Raw genomic sequence first — 20,500 nt, forward strand, 5'->3', positions numbered from 1 at the left:
CGTAATTTATGGATTACATTATTAAGCTGGCATTTGTCCTACTGATCTTTATCTACTCCTGGTTCTTTCAGATCCAGAATCAGGAGTGGGACCAGCTGCGCAGCATGTTAAAAGACGCAAATAATATCGCTGTTCACGATGCCGCACAGGAATTAGATGAGACCGAATTGACTCGTGGTCGTCTGATTATAGATCCCGAAGATGCGTACGATACTTTTCAGCAAACCCTACAGAACAATCTAGGCCTTGATAGCGGCCTTTCCCCCCAAGGGGGCAGTCGTTTTAAGACACAAGTAAAGATTGTGAAGTTCGATATTATTGACGATTCCGATGGCGTGAATTTTCCACTTTTATACGAGGATAGCGAATATGGCATAACCAAATACATCGCAGGTCCTTCGGTTATTGCCGTCATTGAGACGGAGCACCCGGTTCTGATCTCCAGATCCAAAACGCAACAGCCCATCAGGGTGCCAGCAGTTCAGGAGTATAAGATCAATAAGTAGTGAAAAGCCAATTAAAGAAAAGGGAGAGATTCAGTGATGAAGAAGACCATTGTAAGGGCAGTTTTGACTACGACAATGTTACTTAGCATGGTATTGGGGCAGAACGTGATTACTAACGCAGCAGCGGTTACACCAATAGCCGCAGCTACACCAACAACTACAACTACAGTAAAATCTACTGCTACACCAGTACCTATTATGAGGGATAACTTAAGTAAATATGGTTTGAAAAAGGATTTGGAGTTACCGATTACGGTTACGGCGGGTGGGCTTAGTTATACGCTGGAGAAGTTTATGATTTATGATTTCAAGTCAAAAGATGCACAAAATCTAGTGAAACAATTTAAATATGACTCATTTGGAGGAATGGTTAGTAATCCTAAACATTTCATTTGGACAAAGATTACGATTAAGAATAACAGCAATAAAATTGTTAAAAGATCCTTAAATGATCAAAAAGATAAGTGGAGTTTAACCCTTTCCTCAAGTGGTGGGAGAATAGATGCAATTTGGCCAAAGGCAAATGTGGAAAAATTGAACAATAAAGATGCTTTTTATTATTATTCTCTTAAGCCAGGGGAACAATTAACCACTTACCAAGCCTTCTTATATGATCAGGATTTTAAATATCTTGTCATTCGTTTGTTCCATGAAGGCGGATTCGACGAGAAATTTGTAGTCAACTCACAGGAGTAGTAGGAATGAAAAAAATAATCATCTCATGTCTATGCATTATGCTAATCAATTCGTTAATGACAACCATTTCAGTAGAAGCAGCCGAGACAAAATTGACCTCGGTTGCTGTCCCTATTACTACAGGTTTACAAGGATCAAATAATGCTGCGAAAGACTTTTATTTGGAACTTCCTAATGGCGTATCTAGCTCATCAGTTAAGACAAATACTTTAAAATATAGTGGATCTAACGAAAAAAACAACCTCTCTCTTGAGAACGGAAAAATTAAGATTACATTAAAAGGGGTTGCAAATCAAAAATATATAAAGGAAGTCCAGGGTTATAGAGGCTCTTTTGAAGAACGTTATTATACTCAAATCTACAATTCGATTTGGTTATACTCAGACGGAAGAAGATGGCAAATAAATCAGTATGATGAAAAAAAAGATAGTATGGTGACAGATGATAAAGCTGCAACGGATGGCTATCCTTCAAGAAATCCACCAACATCAGTAGTAACCGCAGGACCTTATCAAGATAAAGAATACCTAAAATGGTACAACGGATCGAAAACTGAGGTCATCGATACACATGACGTTATTCAGTCTACTATTAAACCTCAAATATTTAAGAAATCTTCTTATGCTCAAGATCCAAAATTTAAAAATGGAAGAATTATTTTGAATTATACGATTCCTGCGGGAGTTCCTTGGGATCCTGAAGATAACACAGGTTTAACTGGAAAAGCAGAAGGACGAAGATATATGGCATTTACGGAGTATTATTACACAGCTGACGCCAAAGTAACCACCTACAGCTACGGGGGAACAGTCAGCTTTGAATACGGTCTCCCAGATGAAGCTACACTCACAGGTTCCGCAATTATAGAACAACCTAATCCAAACCCAATTAAGTTTGATAATAAGAACGTGCCAGTTAAAATCGCTTTGAAGGGCGAACTCGTATCCTATAAAGATACTTCGAACATTTCAGAATGGATTTTTTATGCCAAAGAAAAAGGGAATGACAGTTCACTCCAGACAAAAAAGGTGTATACCAAAACCCTAACGGCAAACGAAACTTTCAAATTTGAAATTCCAAAGGAGAAAGTGGCAGGTAAAAGTAACTACAGTCAAGAGTACGAACTAAGTATAGTAGTGAGATTTAAGAATGAAGTCGTGACCAAAAGAAGTAAGTTCGACTCGTTAAAAGAATCTTTTACAGTCAAAGCAGGAGTGTATACAACCTCAGATCCTCCGGGAGGAGGGTTTCCAGGTCCTACATCACCGCCAGAACTACCGAGAGAGTTAAAACCTCCAGTAGCTCTTATAAATGCACCCAAAACTGTAAAAGCAGGACAAGAGTTTGTAGCCAGTGCAGCAGGGTCGTATGACCCTGATGGTTATATTACGGATTACTTTTGGGATACGCCTAATGCTAAGGGAGAATTGAGCACTTTGCCAAGGGGAACGCTTTGGTATGATAAAGACCATTTGGGGGAACAAACACTTGCTTTGACTGTAATAGACGATGACAAAATGACTGGAAGTACTAGCACTGAGATCAATGTCATCGAGCCAAAACCAGATGCATCTATCAGGGTAGATGGTACATTAAAGCAAAATCGAAAGGTTATCATACAAAGTTACGTTAGTAGCCCGACTCACTATCCGTTAGTAGATGCTAAGACTAAAATCACCATCACAGCCGTATCAGGTGGAACGAATTCTGATATTAAATATAGCGGATCCCTGAACGGAGTATATAGCAAAGATGTGCTATTCAAGAAGCCAGGGAAATATAAAGCAACCATTTTTGTGGAGAATACATTAGGGCTAACTGCGAGAAACGAAACAACTTTTGATATAGCACCAGACCAGAAACCTTTTGCGTACTTTACGATGGCTGGAACTGCGTATCGTAATCCTTCAGATGGTAATCAAGCGACCATATCAATAGATGATATGTCTTACTCTCCAGATCAAGATATTGTGGTTAGTAGGCTTTGGGAATACCGCTACGATTCAGATAACAACGGTAGTTTTACAGGTGAGCCATGGGCTATTTTTAGCAATGAGAATTTAGATCGTTTGAATCTCAAGGTAAAGGAAGTCGGAAAATACGAAGTAAGACTAACTGTATTTGAAGAGTTTGGTCAGCCGACTATTGCTGAGTTTGTGACGCAGGCTGATCGGCAATCCATAGATTCGGAAGCTACACAAAATGTAATCGAACGAATCTTTACGGTTAAAAATCAAGCACCTGATGTCGATTGGTCATGGTAGAGAGGATTAGAGATGCGGAAATTAAAAAAAACAATTTCAACGTTTATGGCCCTTGTATTACTACTTCTTTCATTCCCTGAATTTTATTCGGGGAGTGTTAAGGTAGAGGCGGCAGGTGACCCAAATATCGTCAATTTTATGGATATTCGTCTTGAAGGATTTAATAAAACAACTCCTTGGGAGCCTGCTATGGGGAATATAGGATCTTTGAATTTGAATATGCCTGCTATGACCCTAACCAATATTACTTTTAATCTAACAACAAGAATACTGCGCTACGATTATGTACCTGATGCGCCTGTAGTTTTAACATCAGGGGATATTAATTGGTACTATGATACGCAGCGTACTAGATTTCTTAATATTTACAGTTATATGTACAGGACAGATGGAAGTGGTAATACTGATTATGCTACTGATGCCTCATGGAGAATTGAAGAAATGCCACCTGTGAAAAGTTCGGATAGTCTTCAGTTTAACCTTGACAGAAATACGACCGCTTTTTATGAAAGTTATGCTTATCCAACGAAGTATGGAATTCCAAAAGCTCTTAAAGTCGCACTAAGAGCAAGTGATGCGCAACACCAACCTAACGAATGGATGAATGGTTGGCATAACAACGTATATTATGATTGGGATAACATACCTCTAATAATAAATTCAGCACCTACGCTCACAGTGACTACACCAAGCGAGCAGCAGCTACTGAATGAGCCAGGATTCAGTGGTATGAACATCGAGGGATATGTTCGAGATGTGGACAATAATGATCTAGTCGTTAGTGCTGAAATCCCTAATGTGTTCTATAAACAAGTCAATATCCAACAGGCATTAAATAATAAATGGTTTTCCATCCCAATAGATGTTTTGGCAGACGGAATTCCTCCTGGACAGCACAATATCATTATCAAGGTTGTGGATCCTTATAATTATAAGGATGAGAAATCGTTGGTCGTTAATGTATCCTATAGGCTTAGGAATAAATCCTTTATATTGATCAACACTCCTATAGACATATCAACCACATACAAGGACTATGAAGGAGATTTTAAATATCAAGAACGCTATAGATACGATCATAACCCGTATTTCTTCGATAATTCGATGGGTATCATTTCGGATAGTGGGTTATGGCGTTCAGAAAGGTATACCTCCTTTCCATATAGCGGACTCTATAACGCAACCTTTCAAGCACGAGATAATCCTAAAAACGATGACCGATTCGATAACTATCGTTTATGGAGTCGAGATAATTTATCCTCAATGACCTATCATGTTCATCGGAAGCCCATTGCATTGTTTGCTGCCAAACTGGCGTGGGGATCTCTTCAGCTAACAGATAGTTCCTACGATTTGGACCACATCATGGCTGTTAATAAGGGACTTATAGCTTGGCAATGGCAGTATAAAAAAACTGATTCTGAAATATGGACAGATGGTCAACCGCCAGCTCAATTACCGAGTTCTGGACAATATGACATACGCCTTAGAGTACGTGATGTCGATGGCGAAAATGGGTTAGGGGTCTGGAGCGACTGGTGTGTAAGGACGGTGGGGGCTGCAGGTAATCTACCTCCCGTAGCGCTATTTACTGTTGATCCTAATATTGTTTCCTATCGCAAAGCTACTACCATAACAGACAAATCGTTTGATCCGGATAATGATCCATTAGATATGTATTACTGGACGGTTATCAAAGATGGTTGGAACAAAGTTTGGGAGCATTGGGGTGGAGCTACAACGCCACCTAATATCGCAGCTTTTGGAATCGGTAATTATCAAATTAGTTTACAAGTGCATGACAACCGAGGTTTATGGTCAGATTGGTATCGCCAAAATGTCCAGGTGATTAATCACCCACCTGCAGCAGCATTTAACATGCCAGCTGAAGTATATCGAGATACTGTAATTACAATGGATAATCTAACACCAGATCCTGATGAAGATGGAGATTCGCTTGCTTATTTATGGTACGCCAAACTCAACAATAGTCCTTATTATTATGCTGGCAGCAACCGCAACCAATCTTTGACGATACGAGATCTTATTGCTGGAAACGGAATTTCACCGCAACAGGCTATATCAGAAGGATGGGAAATGCGCCTTAAAGCAACAGACGTACCTAATCCCTCAAGTATTGGAGCTTTAAGTTGCAATGCAACACGTGTATTTACTGTTAAAAATCATGTTCCAACAGCTGCTATTAATGGTCCATCGGCAGTATTCCAATATGATACCCGACAATATACATCTTTTGATGAGGATGGAGATCCCTCAGATCTCGCTAGTCTGCAATACTTCTGGAAAGTAACAGATAGTGATGGCATTACGCAATGGTTTCGAACTCCTAATATTGATGTTAATTTTCCTGAGTCCGGTATCTATACATTGGAACACTGGGTTATCGATCAGATCGGTGATAAGTCTAATATAGCTACGTTGAAGGTGAATGTTACTAAGAATCTAGCGCCCTCGATGACATTGATAACCCCGTCGGGAACCGGAACCAATCCATCCGTAATAGATGCCGAAATACAAGGAGATCCATTAATTAAATGGAATTATACAGATCCAGAGAGTGATCGGCAGGAGAAGTACCGTTTAGAATTTTTTTCAAAAGACGGACTCTTAGTTAGGACAGTTGAGAACCTTGACACCACAGGTCAGCTGCGGCAATATCAACTCCCTAACCATACATTCAATCGATTTGAATACTTCACTGTATATGGGCGGGCTTATTCCAAGTTATCCTGGTCAGAAATATCTAACGAAAAAACGTTTATCATCGACAATCCGCCGCAGCCTGGATTCACATTAATCACGGATACAGGTAGAGATGCTGCCAAAGAGCCGATTTATCGGACGGATCTTCTTAATATCAAGAGCAAAGCGACGGATCCAGACCTTCCAAAAGGAGATACGATCAGCCATAAGTATGATTTGAAATCATCTAACGGGACGGAAGGATTGGCTAGTACTCAAGCTGAATTTACGAAGAAATTCACCTCAAATGGCGTCTTTACCTTGAAACAGACCGTTACGGATTCTCTAGGACTGTATCGAGAGCTATCTCTGATTATCACCGTAGCCAACCGTAAACCGACCGTAACGATAACGTACCCAACAAGTACTGACTCAAGTAAGCCTATGATCGCAAGTACGCTTACACCAATCATCAAGTGGGATTATCAAGATGAGGATGGAGATGAACAACAGCGGTATAAGGTACAAATTATCAACTTGGCGACAGGGATGGTTAAGGTTCAATCTGGCGAACAAAATTCAAGTGCCAAACAGTGGCAAGTGCCCGCGGGAATATTGGTTGAGAACGAAAAATATGCCGTGGAAGTGGAAGCTTTTGATGGTTATAACTGGAGTAATATCTCAGCGCGTAAATATTTCATGGTTAATCTGCTGAATATTAAAGGTAGGGTCCAGCACACAGAGGAATGGAATAACAACCGTAAAGGCTACAATTTGAACAAGAGCGGTAATGAGGAGAGTCCAAGAGGCTACAATGTGTTTTGGGCAGGTGAGCGATTTATATTGCAAGGGATAGCAACCGGTCTACCTGATACTGTTGAGGTAACGATGACGGGAGGTTATTTTACGCAACTAAATCCAACGAACAGTGACAAAACCTTGTGGACAGGCGAATTATATGATCCAGCATTTGTGAAACTTCCCGATGGTCCAGTGAAATTTACCTTCACAGCTAAGAATGAGTACAATACCAAAATAGATACAGTTACTGTTGTGATCGCTGGCGATTGGTCCGAATATTTTCGGAACCATCGTGTGAAGTAATGATACATCTACGACTTTATCCTTTTTCCATCTAAAAAGGGCTACGCGGAAATACGATCCGTATAGCCCTTTTTTACGAGCAACAACTTATATAACTCCTTCAGTCCGTTCTTCATTCATTCTCATCATTCTTGTCGCAACAGAAGGTGTATGTAAAGGTATATTCGTCGAACGTGCCGAGGCTCTTTGAGCTCTACGCACATAATAGGATAACTTGCCGCTGAATATTTTATGGGAACAGAGTGAAAGAGCGAAATCCTCCGGGGTAACAAAGCAGGAAGGCTTATTCACAGGCTGAACTGCGGTATTTTCAAATAAGGAAGCAACAAAATGAGAGCAGAAATAAGCGTTCTCTCGATCTATTTTAACATTTAGAAGTACGCCGATCAGGCCTAAAAGATGGTATTTATAACGTTCCTGATTTTTCATCATCCCTTGGACATGATTGTACATGGCATCGTATTCCGTGGCACTAACACGTAACTGATAAATAGAGCAATTTGCGCTGCTATAAAAAGGGTGAATGAAATTTTCTTGAATCAGACCCGCGACGAATGGATTGTGCATTTTTTTTCTTCCGAAGCTGTACACCTCACGTAGTTCACTATCAAAGGCGATCGAAGCATGGTTCAGATCAGCTTTTGTAAACCACTTAATGAAACCACTGAAGGCTGTACCTGTACCGGTAAGCACAATATAAACATCCTTTTTCGAAGTCATGTTCAGAATTCCTTTCCACTTGGAGATATTGGATAATGAATGAAAATTTTACTTGAGTAACTCCATCTTACTTTATATTCGAGCATTGTAAAACAAACTTTAGTCGCAATAGAAAACTAGACCATAGGCTAAGTAAAAACCCGTCTCATGACATAGTTACTTTTGCGTATATAAATGCGTAGATATTGCAAAACATAAGCTGTCAAACAAAGAGTTTTTAAAAACAATTGGAATTGCTTCCACACTAGTGATACAATAAGAGTCAAAATGACATTCTTGAGATTTCAGAGGAGGAACTATTAAATGAGTGAACAAGAACAAGCGATCCAGAAGGAAGAAAACTCAACAGTAGATAACCTGTCTATCACAACAATTCGTACGTTGGCTATTGATGCTATCGAAAAAGCGAATTCCGGCCATCCAGGTATGCCAATGGGTTCTGCACCAATGGGCTACCAACTGTTTGCAAAAACAATGAATCATAACCCTGATCATCCAACATGGGTAAACCGCGATCGTTTTGTATTGTCCGCTGGACATGGTTCCATGCTTCTGTACAGCTTGCTGCACCTTAGCGGCTATGATCTTCCTATGGAAGAATTGAAACAATTCCGTCAATGGGGTAGCTTGACTCCTGGTCACCCGGAAGTTGGTCACACAGCTGGTGTTGATGCAACTACAGGTCCGCTTGGACAAGGTATTGGTATGGCCGTTGGTATGGCTATGGCCGAAGCTCAATTGGGCGCAACCTACAACAAAGAAGGACATAACGTAGTTGACCACTATACTTATGCTATTTGTGGTGATGGTGACCTTATGGAAGGGATCTCTTCTGAGTCCGCTTCTCTTGCTGGTCATTTGAAACTCGGAAAATTGGTTGTATTGTATGATTCAAATGATATTTCCCTTGATGGTAAATTGAATCTTTCTTTCTCCGAAAATGTAGCTCAACGTTTTGATGCTTATGGTTGGCAAGTTCTGCGTGTAGAAGACGGAAATGACCTTCCGGCTATTGAAAAAGCTATTGCTGAGGCGCAAGCTGAGACTAGCAAACCGACTTTGATCGAAGTGAAAACAGTTATTGGTTATGGTAGCCCTAACAAACAAGGTAAAGGCGGCCATGGCGGTACTCACGGTTCCCCACTTGGAGCAGAAGAAGCTAAGCTGACCAAAGATTTCTACAAATGGGTATACGAAGAAGATTTCTATGTGCCTGACGAAGTTCGTGCACATTTTGCAGAAGTGAAGAAAAACGGAATCGCAGCTAACAAAGCTTGGGACGATAAATTTGCAGCTTACAAAAAAGCATATCCAGAGCTGGCTGCACAATTCGAAACAGTAATCAATGGCGATCTTCCAGAAGGCTGGGATGCTAACCTTCCAACTTACACTACTGAAGATAAAGCAGTATCGACTCGTGTCGCTTCCGGTAGTGCGCTTAACGGTCTGACTGCTGGCGTTCCTCAGCTAGTGGGTGGTTCCGCTGACTTGGAAAGCTCCACTATGACGCATTTGAATGGTTTGACATCTTTCACACCAGAATCTTATGATGGCCGCAACATTTATTTCGGCGTACGTGAGTTTGGTATGGCTGCTGCAATGAACGGTATTGCTCTGCACACTGGTCTTAAAGTATTCGGAGGAACATTCTTCGTATTCACAGACTACCTGCGTCCAGCAATTCGTTTGGCATCGATCATGAAATTGCCAGTAACCTATGTACTGACACATGACAGTATTGCAGTTGGTGAAGATGGTCCTACGCATGAACCAATCGAACAATTGGCTTCCTTGCGTATCATCCCAGGTCTAACTGTTATTCGTCCGGCTGATGCTAACGAAACTTCTGCAGCATGGGCTTATGCTATGGAAAACAAAGAGAATCCGGTTGCTTTGGTTCTGACCCGTCAAAACTTGCCAATTCTTGCTGGAACCGTAGATGGCGTTCGTGAAAATATCAAACGTGGTGGTTATGTTGTCTCTGATTCCAAAAATGGCACTCCACAAGCACAACTTATCGCAACTGGTTCTGAAGTACAGTTGGCAGTTAAAGCGCAAGCTGCTTTGGCAGAAGAAGGCATCGATGTTCGTGTAATCAGCTTGCCAAGCTGGGATCTGTTCGAAAAACAAGACAAAGAATATCGCGATTCCGTAATTCTTCCAGGAGTCAAAGCTCGTCTTGCTATCGAAATGGCACAAACCTTCGGCTGGGAACGTTACACTGGTGACCAAGGCGATATCCTAGGCATCACTACTTTCGGAGCTTCCGCCCCTGGCGATAGAGTTATGAAAGAATACGGCTTTACTGTAGAGAACGTAGTTAGCCGTGTGAAAGCACTTCTGTAATTAACTGAATAATCATTAGGGGGAGAACAAGTAATGAGTCAGTTTAACAACGCAACGATCGAAAAAGCAGCCAATGTATATTATGGCGGACAAGTAACCAGCCGTACGGTAATTTTGCAAGATGGATCTAAGGTGACACTGGGCATCATGTTGCCGGGTGTGTATGAATTTGGTACTGATGGTCCTGAAATTATGGAGATTCTGTCCGGCGATCTTAAAGTGCTGCTTCCCGGCACTGAGGTATGGCAGGAGATTAAGGGAGCGTCAACGTTCAATGTTCCTGGCAACTCTAAATTTGCGTTGGAAGTATTTGAAGTAACTGATTATTGCTGTTCTTACCCGGTTCTATAGAAAACAGACTTTTCTAAGGGCTGTCCTATAAGTAGCTTTTTTCATTGAGTGAGACGACCCGGATACACTTTAAAAATCGTAGAAGTCAGCAAAGCAGCGGTTCTCCCGTTATTGGAGGATCGCTGCTTTTTGTTGTGGCTGGTGATTGCTTGATGTTCAATTATGTATTCACCATTCTCTTTTGGAGCTTAAGGACTCAAATGACGTTAGAGCTGAATCGGATAATCACTAAATTAGCACTGAGTCAGCACCATTCCTACCACTTAAGGACCCAGATGACGCTATTAGCAAATTTGTAGCCTTTGGAGCAAGCTTTCGGACTCCAGTGCAGCTATTCCATAGAAACAGCCTCATAATTGGCATTTTTTATGCCAATAACGACTATGGAGTCCGATAGCATGCCAAATGTGAGATTATACTGCGAATAAGGTCAGCTGAGTCCGATAGCGCTGTGTCATCACCAACTTTAGGCACCCGGTTAGCGCCAACCCACCGCGTACGGACCCAGATGACGTTAACACTAGATCAACACCAATGTAGCACCGGGTCGACACCAATCCTACCGCTAAGGACCCAGATGACGCTATTAGCAAATTTATAGTCTTTTGAGCAAGTTTTCGGACACCAGTGCAACTATTCCATGGAAATAGGCCCATAATTGGCGCTTTTTATGCCAATAACGACTATGGAGTCCGATAGCCAGCGACTAACTAGCCTAACCAGTAACTAACCAGCATTTCACCACTAATTCAGTAACTTTTTGCGACTAACCAGTACTTCGCGACCTTCTTAGTAACTATCCCACCAACACCGCCACAACGTCCCGAGTAACTCTACAGCAACCAATATTTTCTTGCACTACAACTGTTAATTTGGTATTATAAATATACAAACAAACGTTCGTATATTTGATTTAACAATGGAATTCTCCATAAAGAAAAGACCGTATCGCAATATCATGTGCGGGGCGGTCGTAAATGTTCTTATGAAGGAGGTATTGAGTTCTTGAATTTATTTATCGGATACATTTGCACCCATCTTTTGGCCGATCCACTCTTCGTAACATTTCACTACGGCAGAGAGATCTTCTTCACCATAACCTTGGGTGAATCCAGCTTGGAACATGCTTTTAGCCAAGCCCAGCATAGGAGAAGGAACGCCTGTTGAATCGCTGTGGGCAGAGGCAAGCTTCAAATCCTTAAGCATTAGAGCGAGGGAGAATTGATTGCTGAAATCATCTTCTATGATTTTACGGCCTTTAAGCTCAGCTTGTTTGCTGCCCGCAGAACCAAGTTGTACCAGTTCCAGGAACTTGTCTGCTGGTACGCCTGATTTAACGGCAATGGCGAACCCTTCGGCTAGGGCAACATTATGAATACCTACCATAGCATTGTGAGCCAGCTTGGCCACAGCGCCGCTGCCGTTATCACCCATATGTAGCAGCTTCTTACCCAAAGTATCAAAGATATCACGATGTTGTTCTATGACCTCAGCACTACCGCCGACCATGAACACTAAGGTTCCTTCAATCGCTGCTGGTTTGCTTCCAGTTACTGGCGCGTCTAGGAAATGTCCACCGCGAGCTTCTACAGCAGCGGCAATTTCACGAACTAGTCCTGGTGAAATTGTGCTGGAATCAATAATTAGTCCACCAGGCTTCACAGCATCAAGAATACCATCTTGACCATAAAACACTTCACGAACTGAATCATCATTGCTGATCATGGTAATAATAACATCCTTACCCTCAGCCGCTTCGCGGGGCGTGAGAGCAGTCTGGGCACCTTCTGCTTCAAGAGGTTTACATTTGGCTGCCGTACGGTTGTATACCGTAACCTGAAAGCCGCCACGTAGTAAATTGGAGGCCATAGGCGCACCCATTGTTCCGAGTCCGATAAAACCGATTTGTTTCATTTATATAGCCACCTTCCGTTTTCTTTATTCTATCACGGCACTTTGTCCAGCACCACAGCACACCTATGTCTTTTGATACAGGAAACGCTTCCAAGGAACTTTGAAAAACTTGGTTCTAATGCCCTCTATGTGCCCTAAGACCTTGCCAGTCAAGGCAAATTAAAGTATCCTAATTATAAAGTTGTAACAAACGGTTTTAAATTTAAAGAGATAAAACAGGAGGTTACCATTACCGATGTCTAAGAAGATTAATTTTGACTACACAAAAGCTCTTTCGTTTTTTAACCAACAAGAAATCGACAACCTTGCCGCCCCAGTTAAGCTAGCACACGAACAGTTGCATAACAAAACTGGTGTAGGTTCTGACTACCTTGGATGGATCGATCTGCCGACAGCATATGATAAGGAAGAATTTGCTCGCATTCAACAAGCTGCTAAGAAGATCCAAAGCGATTCCGAGGTACTGATTGTAATTGGTATCGGAGGTTCTTATCTGGGAGCACGCGCAGCTATTGAGGCGTTATCGCATTCTTTCTACAATAACCTTTCTAAAGATAAACGCAAAACTCCAGAAGTTTATTTCGCTGGTAATAACATTAGCTCTACATACATCACGCATCTGCTTGATCTAGTAGAAGGTAAAGACTTCTCCGTGAACGTAATCTCCAAATCTGGAACTACTACTGAGCCAGCGATTGCTTTCCGCATTTTCCGCGCTGCTCTGGAGAAGAAATACGGCAAGGAAGAAGCTCGTAAACGCATTTACGCTACTACAGACAAGGAAAAAGGTGCCCTTAAGAAATTGGCAACTGAAGAAGGTTATGAATCCTTCATCATTCCAGACGATGTAGGCGGACGTTACTCCGTATTGACACCTGTAGGCTTGCTGCCGATTGCTGTAGCTGGCATTAACATTGAAGAAATGATGCAAGGTGCTGCTGCCGCTGCGGATGAGTTCAACAATCCAGATGTAGCTACTAACCAAGCTTATCAATATGCTGCAGTTCGTAACGCTTTATACCGTAAAGGTAAAACAACTGAAATCCTCGTCAACTATGAGCCTTCCTTACACTTTGTATCTGAGTGGTGGAAACAATTGTTTGGCGAAAGTGAAGGTAAGGACTTCAAAGGAATTTATCCTTCTTCCGTTGATTTCTCCACAGATCTACACTCCATGGGTCAATTTATCCAAGAAGGTAACCGCAACATTTTTGAAACGGTTATCCAAGTAGATCAAGTAGCTCATCATGTTACGATTGAGAATGATCCGGATGATCTGGACGGCTTGAACTTCTTAACAGGTAAGACTATGGATTTCGTGAATAAGAAAGCTTTCCAAGGTACAATGCTTGCACATACAGATGGTCAAGTACCTAACCTTATCGTTACTATTCCTGATCAAACACCATACACCTTTGGATATTTGGTGTACTTCTTTGAAAAAGCCTGCGGTATCAGCGGATACTTGCTCGGTGTTAACCCATTTGACCAACCAGGCGTAGAAGCATACAAGAAAAACATGTTCGCATTGCTTGGCAAACCAGGTTACGAAAAAGAAAAAGCAGAGCTAGAAGCAAGACTTACTGAATAGTATTGCAGTAGGTTTTACAATAGCTAGTTATCACAGAACATTCATACTAATGTAAGTCACCAGGAGCAGTCCATAGGTAATCCAATACCGGGACTGCTCCTGACATTATATGAAGACATCATATGTAAATAAGGACTGGAATAATTATGTTAGAACACTATCGAACGGTCCGCTCTTCCGGCTCAAAGGAAGTTGTGATCCGCAAATCTCGCTTCATTGGTCATGTTATGCCAGTGGAGAATGAAGAAGAAGCTTTGTTGTTTATCGAGGACATCAAGAAGAAACATTGGAACGCAACGCATAACTGTTCTGCTTATGTGATTGGGGAGAGAGACGAAATCCAGAGGCAATCGGACGACGGGGAGCCGAGTGGTACAGCCGGCAAACCGATTTTGGAAGTAATCCGCAATCAGGGAGTTAAAAATGTCGCAATCGTAGTTACCCGTTATTTCGGAGGCATTATGCTGGGTGCCGGTGGGCTGATTAGAGCTTATACGGATGGAGCAGTGCTTGCGCTTGAAGCAGGAGAAGTAATCACCCGTGTACTGAGACGAGAGGTATTCGTAGAGATCGAGTACACTTGGCTGGGCAAGGTTGAGAACGAACTTCGAGGAAGAGGGATTCAGACTGGCGAGACTTTGTTCACCGACAAAGTAACGTTGTTATGTTTGCCGCGAAATGATGAGGGTGAGACTTTTATGGCATGGATAACAGATCTAACCCAAGGGCAAGCCCTGATAACAGAAGGGCGGCGGATTTACTACAGCGAAGGGGATTAGTATATGGCAAGGAGAGCAGTGGAGCAGGAGTTGTCGAGGGAAAGGATTCTAGAGGCCGCTAGGCATCTATTTATAACCAAAGGGTATCGGGCAATTTCAATGCGAAGTATTGGTCAGCATTTGGGATATAGCCACGGCTCTCTCTATTATCATTTCAAGGAAAAGGCGGAGTTGTTCTACGCTATTGTTGTAGAGGATTTTAATCATGTGGCTGCTTTACTCAGCCAAGTAATGAATAAACCGCCTGAAGAAGGAATGACAAGGGTAGAACAGCTGATTATGGAATTTATTAGATTTGGAATAGATCATCCCTATCAATATGAAATTATGTTCATGATTCGCGATGAGGAATTGCTAGCTTATTGTAGAGCAGAACAGGGACGATGTTTTGATTTATTCTCAAGTATTGTACGCCGTCATATGAAGGAAGAGGGATATGTGTCTGAGGACTGGCAGAATGTGCCGTTAACAATGTTCTTGTCTGCACACGGATTTATTTCTTATTATATCCAGGATAAAGTATCGTTTGACGATGTGAAAGAGGCAGCGTTAGCTCATATAAAGGTTTTATGTCGCAGCCTTTAACATGCTGTTTTTTTTATAGATCTTCACTTTAAAGCTGTGCATTGGTATAACACTGCTTCTCTGCTTGATGAAAGTATTACTAGACTCTAGTTATAGTCTAAATGGCCGCTCCGTAGCGATAACGGAAGCGGCCATTTGTATGTTTATTATCCCTCTACTATTTTTAAGAAACATTGCCGGCGTCTAGGTCCATCGAACTCACAGAAATAAATACCTTGCCAACGACCGAGAATTAATTCACCTTCGTGGATGATCAGGGTCTGGGAAGGCCCGGTAGTAATAGATTTAAGATGAGAGGCAGTATTGCCTTCCGCATGCCGATACTTCGGATGCTCCCAAGGGTAGACCTCATCCAGACGCATCAGAACATCATGCTTCACATCAGGATCCGCATTTTCATTAATAGCAATACCAGCAGTGGTGTGAGGACAATAAACTACAATTAATCCGTCTTGAATTCCACTTTTTTTTACATAAGAAATGACTTCCCGAGTAATATCACGCAATTCATCCCGCTTTGTAGTAGTGATCTCCATAGTATGCAACATAATCATTCCCCTTCCTGTGAGGTGCCATTTTTTAGTGTACCTTTGATACATATATTTTAACCCAAATTCACTTGAAAGTAATTGACGGCGGTGAGAAGGATTTGGTAAAGTAGTAATAATATAAAACCAAGTATATAAATAGGAATAATTAATGAGGATTTTGGTTAGTATACCGACCGGTTATCCGGAGGTGGGAGGGCAAAAATCATTGAATTCGCTGCTTAGACACAAAGGCTGGACTTGGGGTTTCCGAACTACAATTTTGCTCTATTTTGTAGTATTGATCGTGTTGCCCATACTCGGGGTCTATTACAACTCTTTTTCTCTTGGTTTTGGCAATTTTGTGGAAAGCGTCAGCGACCCAATTGCTTGGAAGTCGGTGCTGTTAACCTTAAAGCTGGCGATTATCGCTACTTTAATTAATGTCTTGTTAGGAACTATGATTGCTTGGGTCCTTATTCGTTATCAATTTGCTGGTAAAGCGCTGCTAAACAGTCTGGTCGATTTACCTTTTGCACTGCCAACAGCTGTCGGAGGTTTGATGATTCTACTGCTGCTTGGACCAGGGAGCCTTATCGGCAAAGCAGCTGAGGCACTTGGATTTGAAATTGTTTTTCATCAACCGGCTATCGTAATTGCTATGGTGTTCGTGACGTTTCCATTCGTGATTCGAGCGGTTCAGCCCTTGCTGGAGGAGTTGGATCCATCCGAAGAGGAAGCAGCATATACAATGGGTGCCAAGGGAGCAAGGGTATTCTGGCAAGTTATTCTTCCATCTATGGCGCCTGGGATGATCAGTGGTGGGATGCTCGCATTTTCAAGGGCACTTGCGGAATTTGGTGCAGTGGTACTCGTCGCAGGTAATATTCCGGGCCGTACGCTTGTATCTTCTGTTTTTATTTTTGGTGAAGTTGAAAGTGATAATCCGGTCTCCGCCGCTGCGGTTTCTGTTATTCTCTTGACCTTATCCTTTCTCATTCTTTGGCTGATTAATATGCTGCAGATGCGGGGGAGACGCTCATGAGAAAACTATGGATTGCTCTTACTTATTTAGTGTTTTTTTTGCTGATTGCTGCTCCATTAGGAAAAATGGCTATGGGTGCTTTTAGTGAAGGATTTGGTGGTTTCTGGAATGCTCTGACTAGGCCCGAAGCGCTGCATGCGCTAATGATGACTGGGCTTGTTGTGATAGTAGTTACGTTATTAAATACATTGTTCGGTATTATGATGGCTCTGTATCTTGTTCGGGCGAACTGGATCGGCAAGCGTCTAAAAGGATTATTGAACAGTATTGTAGATTTGCCTTACGCAGTATCCCCTGTAATTGGAGGATTGATGATTGTCCTGTTGCTGGGTCCCGATAGTACCTTGGGGGCGATTTTTGAGGGGATTGGACTAAAGATCGTTTATGCGATTCCCGGAATGATCATTGCCACTTTATTTGTTACCTTTCCTTTAATGGTGCGCGAGGTGATGCCGGTGCTTCAGGAGATTGGTTCACAGCAGGAGGAAGCGGCTTCGACATTGGGCGCTCGTAGCTGGACTATTTTTTGGAAGGTAACTTGGCCTTCGATTCGTTGGGCGGTTGTGTATGGTGTCATTCTTACGGTGGCACGTTCACTTGGAGAGTTCGGTGCGGTGCTCGTGGTCTCGGGGAACATTATGAATAAAACCCAGACGGCGACAACTTTAGTCTATCAGGATGTTGAGAATTTTAATGTAACGGCTGCTGGAGGAATAGCGCTAGTTCTGGCTGCATTTTCCGCAGGTCTGCTGCTGTTGATGGAATGGACCAAGAGAAGAAAGGAAGTGCAGTAATATGCATGTAGAAGTGCGGGGGTTAAACAAGCATTTTGGAGATTTTCATGCGGTCAAGGACGTCAATTTCACCATTACAAAAGGTCACCTGATTGGATTGCTCGGCCCAAGTGGAGGCGGGAAAACCTCAATTCTACGTATGCTGGCGGGACTGGAGTCACCGGATACCGGAGAGATTATTTTTCATGGTCAAACGGTGAACAATCTTCCTCCTCAAGAACGTGGGATCGGCTTCGTCTTCCAGAACTATGCACTCTTCAAACATATGACTGTATTTGATAATATCGCTTTTGGTCTAAAGGTTAAAAAGGCTAACAAAACAGCCATCCGCGATCGTGTTATGGAACTTGTGGAGCTTACAGGGTTAAAAGGGTTCGAGAAACGTTATCCGCATCAGCTATCAGGGGGACAACGTCAGCGTGTGGCTTTTGCACGTGCGCTTGCGCCTGAACCACAGCTGCTGCTTTTAGATGAACCTTTTGCCGCTATTGATGCGAAGATCCGCCAGGAGCTGCGCGCTTGGCTGCGTGAACTGATTGAACGTGTAGGTATCACCTCTATTTTCGTAACCCATGACCAAGATGAAGCGATTGAAGTAGCGGATGAAATCATGATTATTAATCAAGGACGCTTGGAACAAAAGGGTACCCCGTGGGATATTTACAAGGAGCCTAAAACACCGTTCGTGGCAACATTTATCGGTGAATCTACGCTGATTGAGAACGCTTCTGAGGTTAAAGGCTTTACAGGTGCGGGGGACGGCAAGCCTACCAAAGCACTGATTCGTCCTGAATATATTGAAGTGGGTAACCTGCATGAGTTCAAGATGGCTTCTGCCACGGAAAAAGGTGTTGTGAAACATCTGCATTTCCGCGGAAGCGAATGGCTCGTTGAGGTTGAAGTAAATGGCCACAAGCTGGTCACCTACCGTTCGTTGGAGAAAGAAACCTTGCAGCCGGGTCAGGAAATTTCAGTACTGGTACATCGGGCTTATTTATTTAATGATGAGCGCAGCTGGATCCAGGAGAACAACCTGAAAGAAGATCCAATGCCGATTTTTATTTAAAAATAAATAAAATGATTTTCAATTTTTTTGATAGTAGCGAATGTGATGAGCTAGGATTAGAGGAACTGATGTGAAGGTAAGAAGTAATGAAGTGGAAGTTTGGAACTGTAGGAGCGGAGTGACCGCCTTTGTTTCCGGATTTAATCCGCTGAGATTATAAAATCAATAAATCTGGGAACAACAGCGGCCGAAAGTCCAAACATTCCACGTAATTACGGCAAAGACCAAACGTTGGTTACTTGAATTTTAAGTTTCAGCCATAGAGCTACTTTCAAGGAAATATTAAAAATCATTACCTCGAAGGATGTGGGCCGCAATGAATGTCAAAAGGAGCAGACAACTGCACGGATGTTTTGCTGCCCTAATGCTGGCCATACTCACGCTGACAGCAGTCGGTTGCGGGAATGTGAAGGCAGTTACGACGATGGCAGAGCCTTCGAAGCAAGGGGATGTTACGCTGGTAATTGGCGCATACAGTGTGGCTAAGGATGCAATGCAGGATATTTTGCCGTTATTTGCTGCGAAGTGGAAAGCGGATACGGGTCAGGATATTAGTTTTCAGGAGTCTTATGAGGCTTCAGGGACACAGGCACGAGCGATTGTAGGTGGATTTGAAGCGGATGTGACGCTGCTAGCCATGGAAGGTGATGTCGAGAAGCTAGTTAAGGCTGGACTCGTAGCGTCAACATGGAAAGAGCAGGGTGAACAAGGTATGGTGACACGTTCAGTAGTTGCTCTTGGTACCCGCGAGGGAAATCCCAAAGGCATTCGCGATTTTGCGGACTTAGCCAAGCCGGGGATTAAGGTGTTATATCCAAACCCGAAGACCTCTGGTGGTGCGCAATGGGATATCAACGCGATCTATGGGGCTGGTCTGAAGCTGTCAGAGGAGCAGGAGGGGGCAAAGGATCCAGCAGCAGCCAAAGCTTTTTTGGAAAGCATCCATGCCAATGTAGAGTCTCTGGATAAGAGTGGCCGCGCTTCTATGGCAGCCTTCGAGTATGGAGTGGGGGATGTAATTGTCACCTATGAGAATGAACTGCTGGCGCGGATTGCTCAGGGAGTCAAATACGAAGTCATTATTCCTAAAAATACAATTCTGATTGAGAATCCGGCGGCTGTTATAGAGAAATATGCGGATGAGCATGGGACACGCATAGCATCAGAAGCACTGGTTGATTTTTTGATAACCCCACAGGCACAAGAGATCTTTGCAAAATATGGCTTTCGTCCCGTGGATAAACAAGTCTATACTGAGCACAAAAGCGATTACCCTGATCCGGCGGGCCTCTTTGATATTAACTATTTAGGAGGCTGGGATGAGGTGCGAAGTTCACTTTATTCCAAGCGTGGAATTTGGTATCAGGTACTTGCCGGAATATAAGGTAGAGGTATAACAAAAGAGTCATCCCAGCAGTTCTTCTGTGGTGGGGATGGCTTTTTTTGGTGGGTCTCTTTAAGATAGAGAGAGGGTAATTTTGATTTATTACTTCGTTGAAGAGAACCTGA

16 protein-coding genes are annotated in these 20,500 nt (G+C 42.6%); 13 read left to right on the plus strand and 3 right to left on the minus strand.

The genetic code is table 11. The features are described from left to right. Positions 1-8: 8 nt before the first annotated feature. The 4 genes from NYE72_RS05840 to NYE72_RS05855 are packed head-to-tail and all read left to right on the plus strand — an operon-like array spanning position 9 to position 7,273. Positions 9-506, plus strand: a complete 498-nt coding sequence (locus NYE72_RS05840; protein WP_339211469.1) for a hypothetical protein — start codon at positions 9-11, stop codon at positions 504-506. 36 nt (positions 507-542) lie between these two features. Continuing rightward, positions 543-1,202, plus strand: coding sequence for a hypothetical protein (locus tag NYE72_RS05845; protein WP_339211471.1), 660 nt, complete (start codon positions 543-545; stop codon positions 1,200-1,202). Between the two features lie 5 nt (positions 1,203-1,207). Continuing rightward, on the plus strand, positions 1,208-3,466 hold the full coding sequence (locus tag NYE72_RS05850) for a PKD domain-containing protein (RefSeq protein ID WP_339211473.1): 2,259 nt from the start codon (positions 1,208-1,210) through the stop codon (positions 3,464-3,466). Between the two features lie 12 nt (positions 3,467-3,478). Next, on the plus strand, positions 3,479-7,273 hold the full coding sequence (locus NYE72_RS05855; protein ID WP_339211476.1) for a hypothetical protein: 3,795 nt from the start codon (positions 3,479-3,481) through the stop codon (positions 7,271-7,273). Positions 7,274-7,360: 87 nt separating this feature from the next. On the opposite strand, the gene NYE72_RS05860 is transcribed toward NYE72_RS05855, so the two are convergent. After that, the gene (locus NYE72_RS05860; RefSeq protein WP_036681725.1) at positions 7,361-7,993 is read right to left on the minus strand and encodes a hypothetical protein; all 633 of its coding nucleotides are present in this window, start codon (positions 7,991-7,993) and stop codon (positions 7,361-7,363) included. A 303-nt stretch (positions 7,994-8,296) separates the two neighbouring features. On the opposite strand from NYE72_RS05860, the gene tkt reads away from it, so the two are divergent. Next, positions 8,297-10,339, plus strand: a complete 2,043-nt coding sequence (gene tkt / locus NYE72_RS05865; RefSeq protein ID WP_036681727.1) for a transketolase — start codon at positions 8,297-8,299, stop codon at positions 10,337-10,339. Between the two features lie 33 nt (positions 10,340-10,372). Continuing rightward, positions 10,373-10,690, plus strand: a complete 318-nt coding sequence (locus tag NYE72_RS05870; RefSeq protein WP_036681729.1) for a pyrimidine/purine nucleoside phosphorylase — start codon at positions 10,373-10,375, stop codon at positions 10,688-10,690. 1,011 nt (positions 10,691-11,701) lie between these two features. Here the strand turns inward: NYE72_RS05870 and NYE72_RS05875 are convergent. Continuing rightward, on the minus strand, positions 11,702-12,604 hold the full coding sequence (locus NYE72_RS05875; protein ID WP_076215746.1) for an NAD(P)-dependent oxidoreductase: 903 nt from the start codon (positions 12,602-12,604) through the stop codon (positions 11,702-11,704). Positions 12,605-12,839: 235 nt separating this feature from the next. On the opposite strand from NYE72_RS05875, the gene NYE72_RS05880 reads away from it, so the two are divergent. The 3 genes from NYE72_RS05880 to NYE72_RS05890 all read left to right on the plus strand — a co-directional run bounded on the left by NYE72_RS05880 (position 12,840) and on the right by NYE72_RS05890 (position 15,559). After that, complete coding sequence (locus NYE72_RS05880; RefSeq protein WP_036681734.1) at positions 12,840-14,195, plus strand: glucose-6-phosphate isomerase; 1,356 nt, start codon at positions 12,840-12,842, stop codon at positions 14,193-14,195. A gap of 146 nt (positions 14,196-14,341) precedes the next feature. Next, complete coding sequence (locus tag NYE72_RS05885; RefSeq protein ID WP_076104841.1) at positions 14,342-14,974, plus strand: YigZ family protein; 633 nt, start codon at positions 14,342-14,344, stop codon at positions 14,972-14,974. Between the two features lie 3 nt (positions 14,975-14,977). Next, positions 14,978-15,559, plus strand: a complete 582-nt coding sequence (locus tag NYE72_RS05890; protein ID WP_036681739.1) for a TetR/AcrR family transcriptional regulator — start codon at positions 14,978-14,980, stop codon at positions 15,557-15,559. Between the two features lie 146 nt (positions 15,560-15,705). Here NYE72_RS05890 and NYE72_RS05895 read toward each other — a convergent pair whose 3' ends face one another. After that, positions 15,706-16,107 (minus strand): secondary thiamine-phosphate synthase enzyme YjbQ, encoded by a 402-nt coding sequence (locus NYE72_RS05895; RefSeq protein ID WP_339211479.1) that lies wholly within the window; start codon positions 16,105-16,107, stop codon positions 15,706-15,708. Positions 16,108-16,315: 208 nt separating this feature from the next. On the opposite strand from NYE72_RS05895, the gene cysT reads away from it, so the two are divergent. From cysT to NYE72_RS05915, 4 genes are all read left to right on the plus strand, one after another. Beyond that, on the plus strand, positions 16,316-17,131 hold the full coding sequence (cysT, locus tag NYE72_RS05900; RefSeq protein WP_038569140.1) for a sulfate ABC transporter permease subunit CysT: 816 nt from the start codon (positions 16,316-16,318) through the stop codon (positions 17,129-17,131). Further along, entirely contained in the window at positions 17,128-17,925 is a 798-nt protein-coding gene (locus NYE72_RS05905; protein ID WP_036681745.1) for a sulfate ABC transporter permease subunit, read from the plus strand. Before cysT ends, NYE72_RS05905 begins: the two co-directional genes overlap by 4 nt. Before the next feature lies 1 nt (position 17,926). Next, complete coding sequence (gene cysA, locus NYE72_RS05910) at positions 17,927-18,991, plus strand: sulfate ABC transporter ATP-binding protein (RefSeq protein WP_076104838.1); 1,065 nt, start codon at positions 17,927-17,929, stop codon at positions 18,989-18,991. 316 nt (positions 18,992-19,307) lie between these two features. After that, positions 19,308-20,375, plus strand: coding sequence for a sulfate ABC transporter substrate-binding protein (locus tag NYE72_RS05915; protein WP_076099033.1), 1,068 nt, complete (start codon positions 19,308-19,310; stop codon positions 20,373-20,375). Positions 20,376-20,500: the final 125 nt, after the last annotated feature.

The sequence above is a fragment of the Paenibacillus sp. FSL L8-0333 genome, assembly GCF_037965665.1.
Taxonomy (GTDB): Bacteria; Bacillota; Bacilli; order Paenibacillales; family Paenibacillaceae; genus Paenibacillus_AQ; species Paenibacillus_AQ odorifer.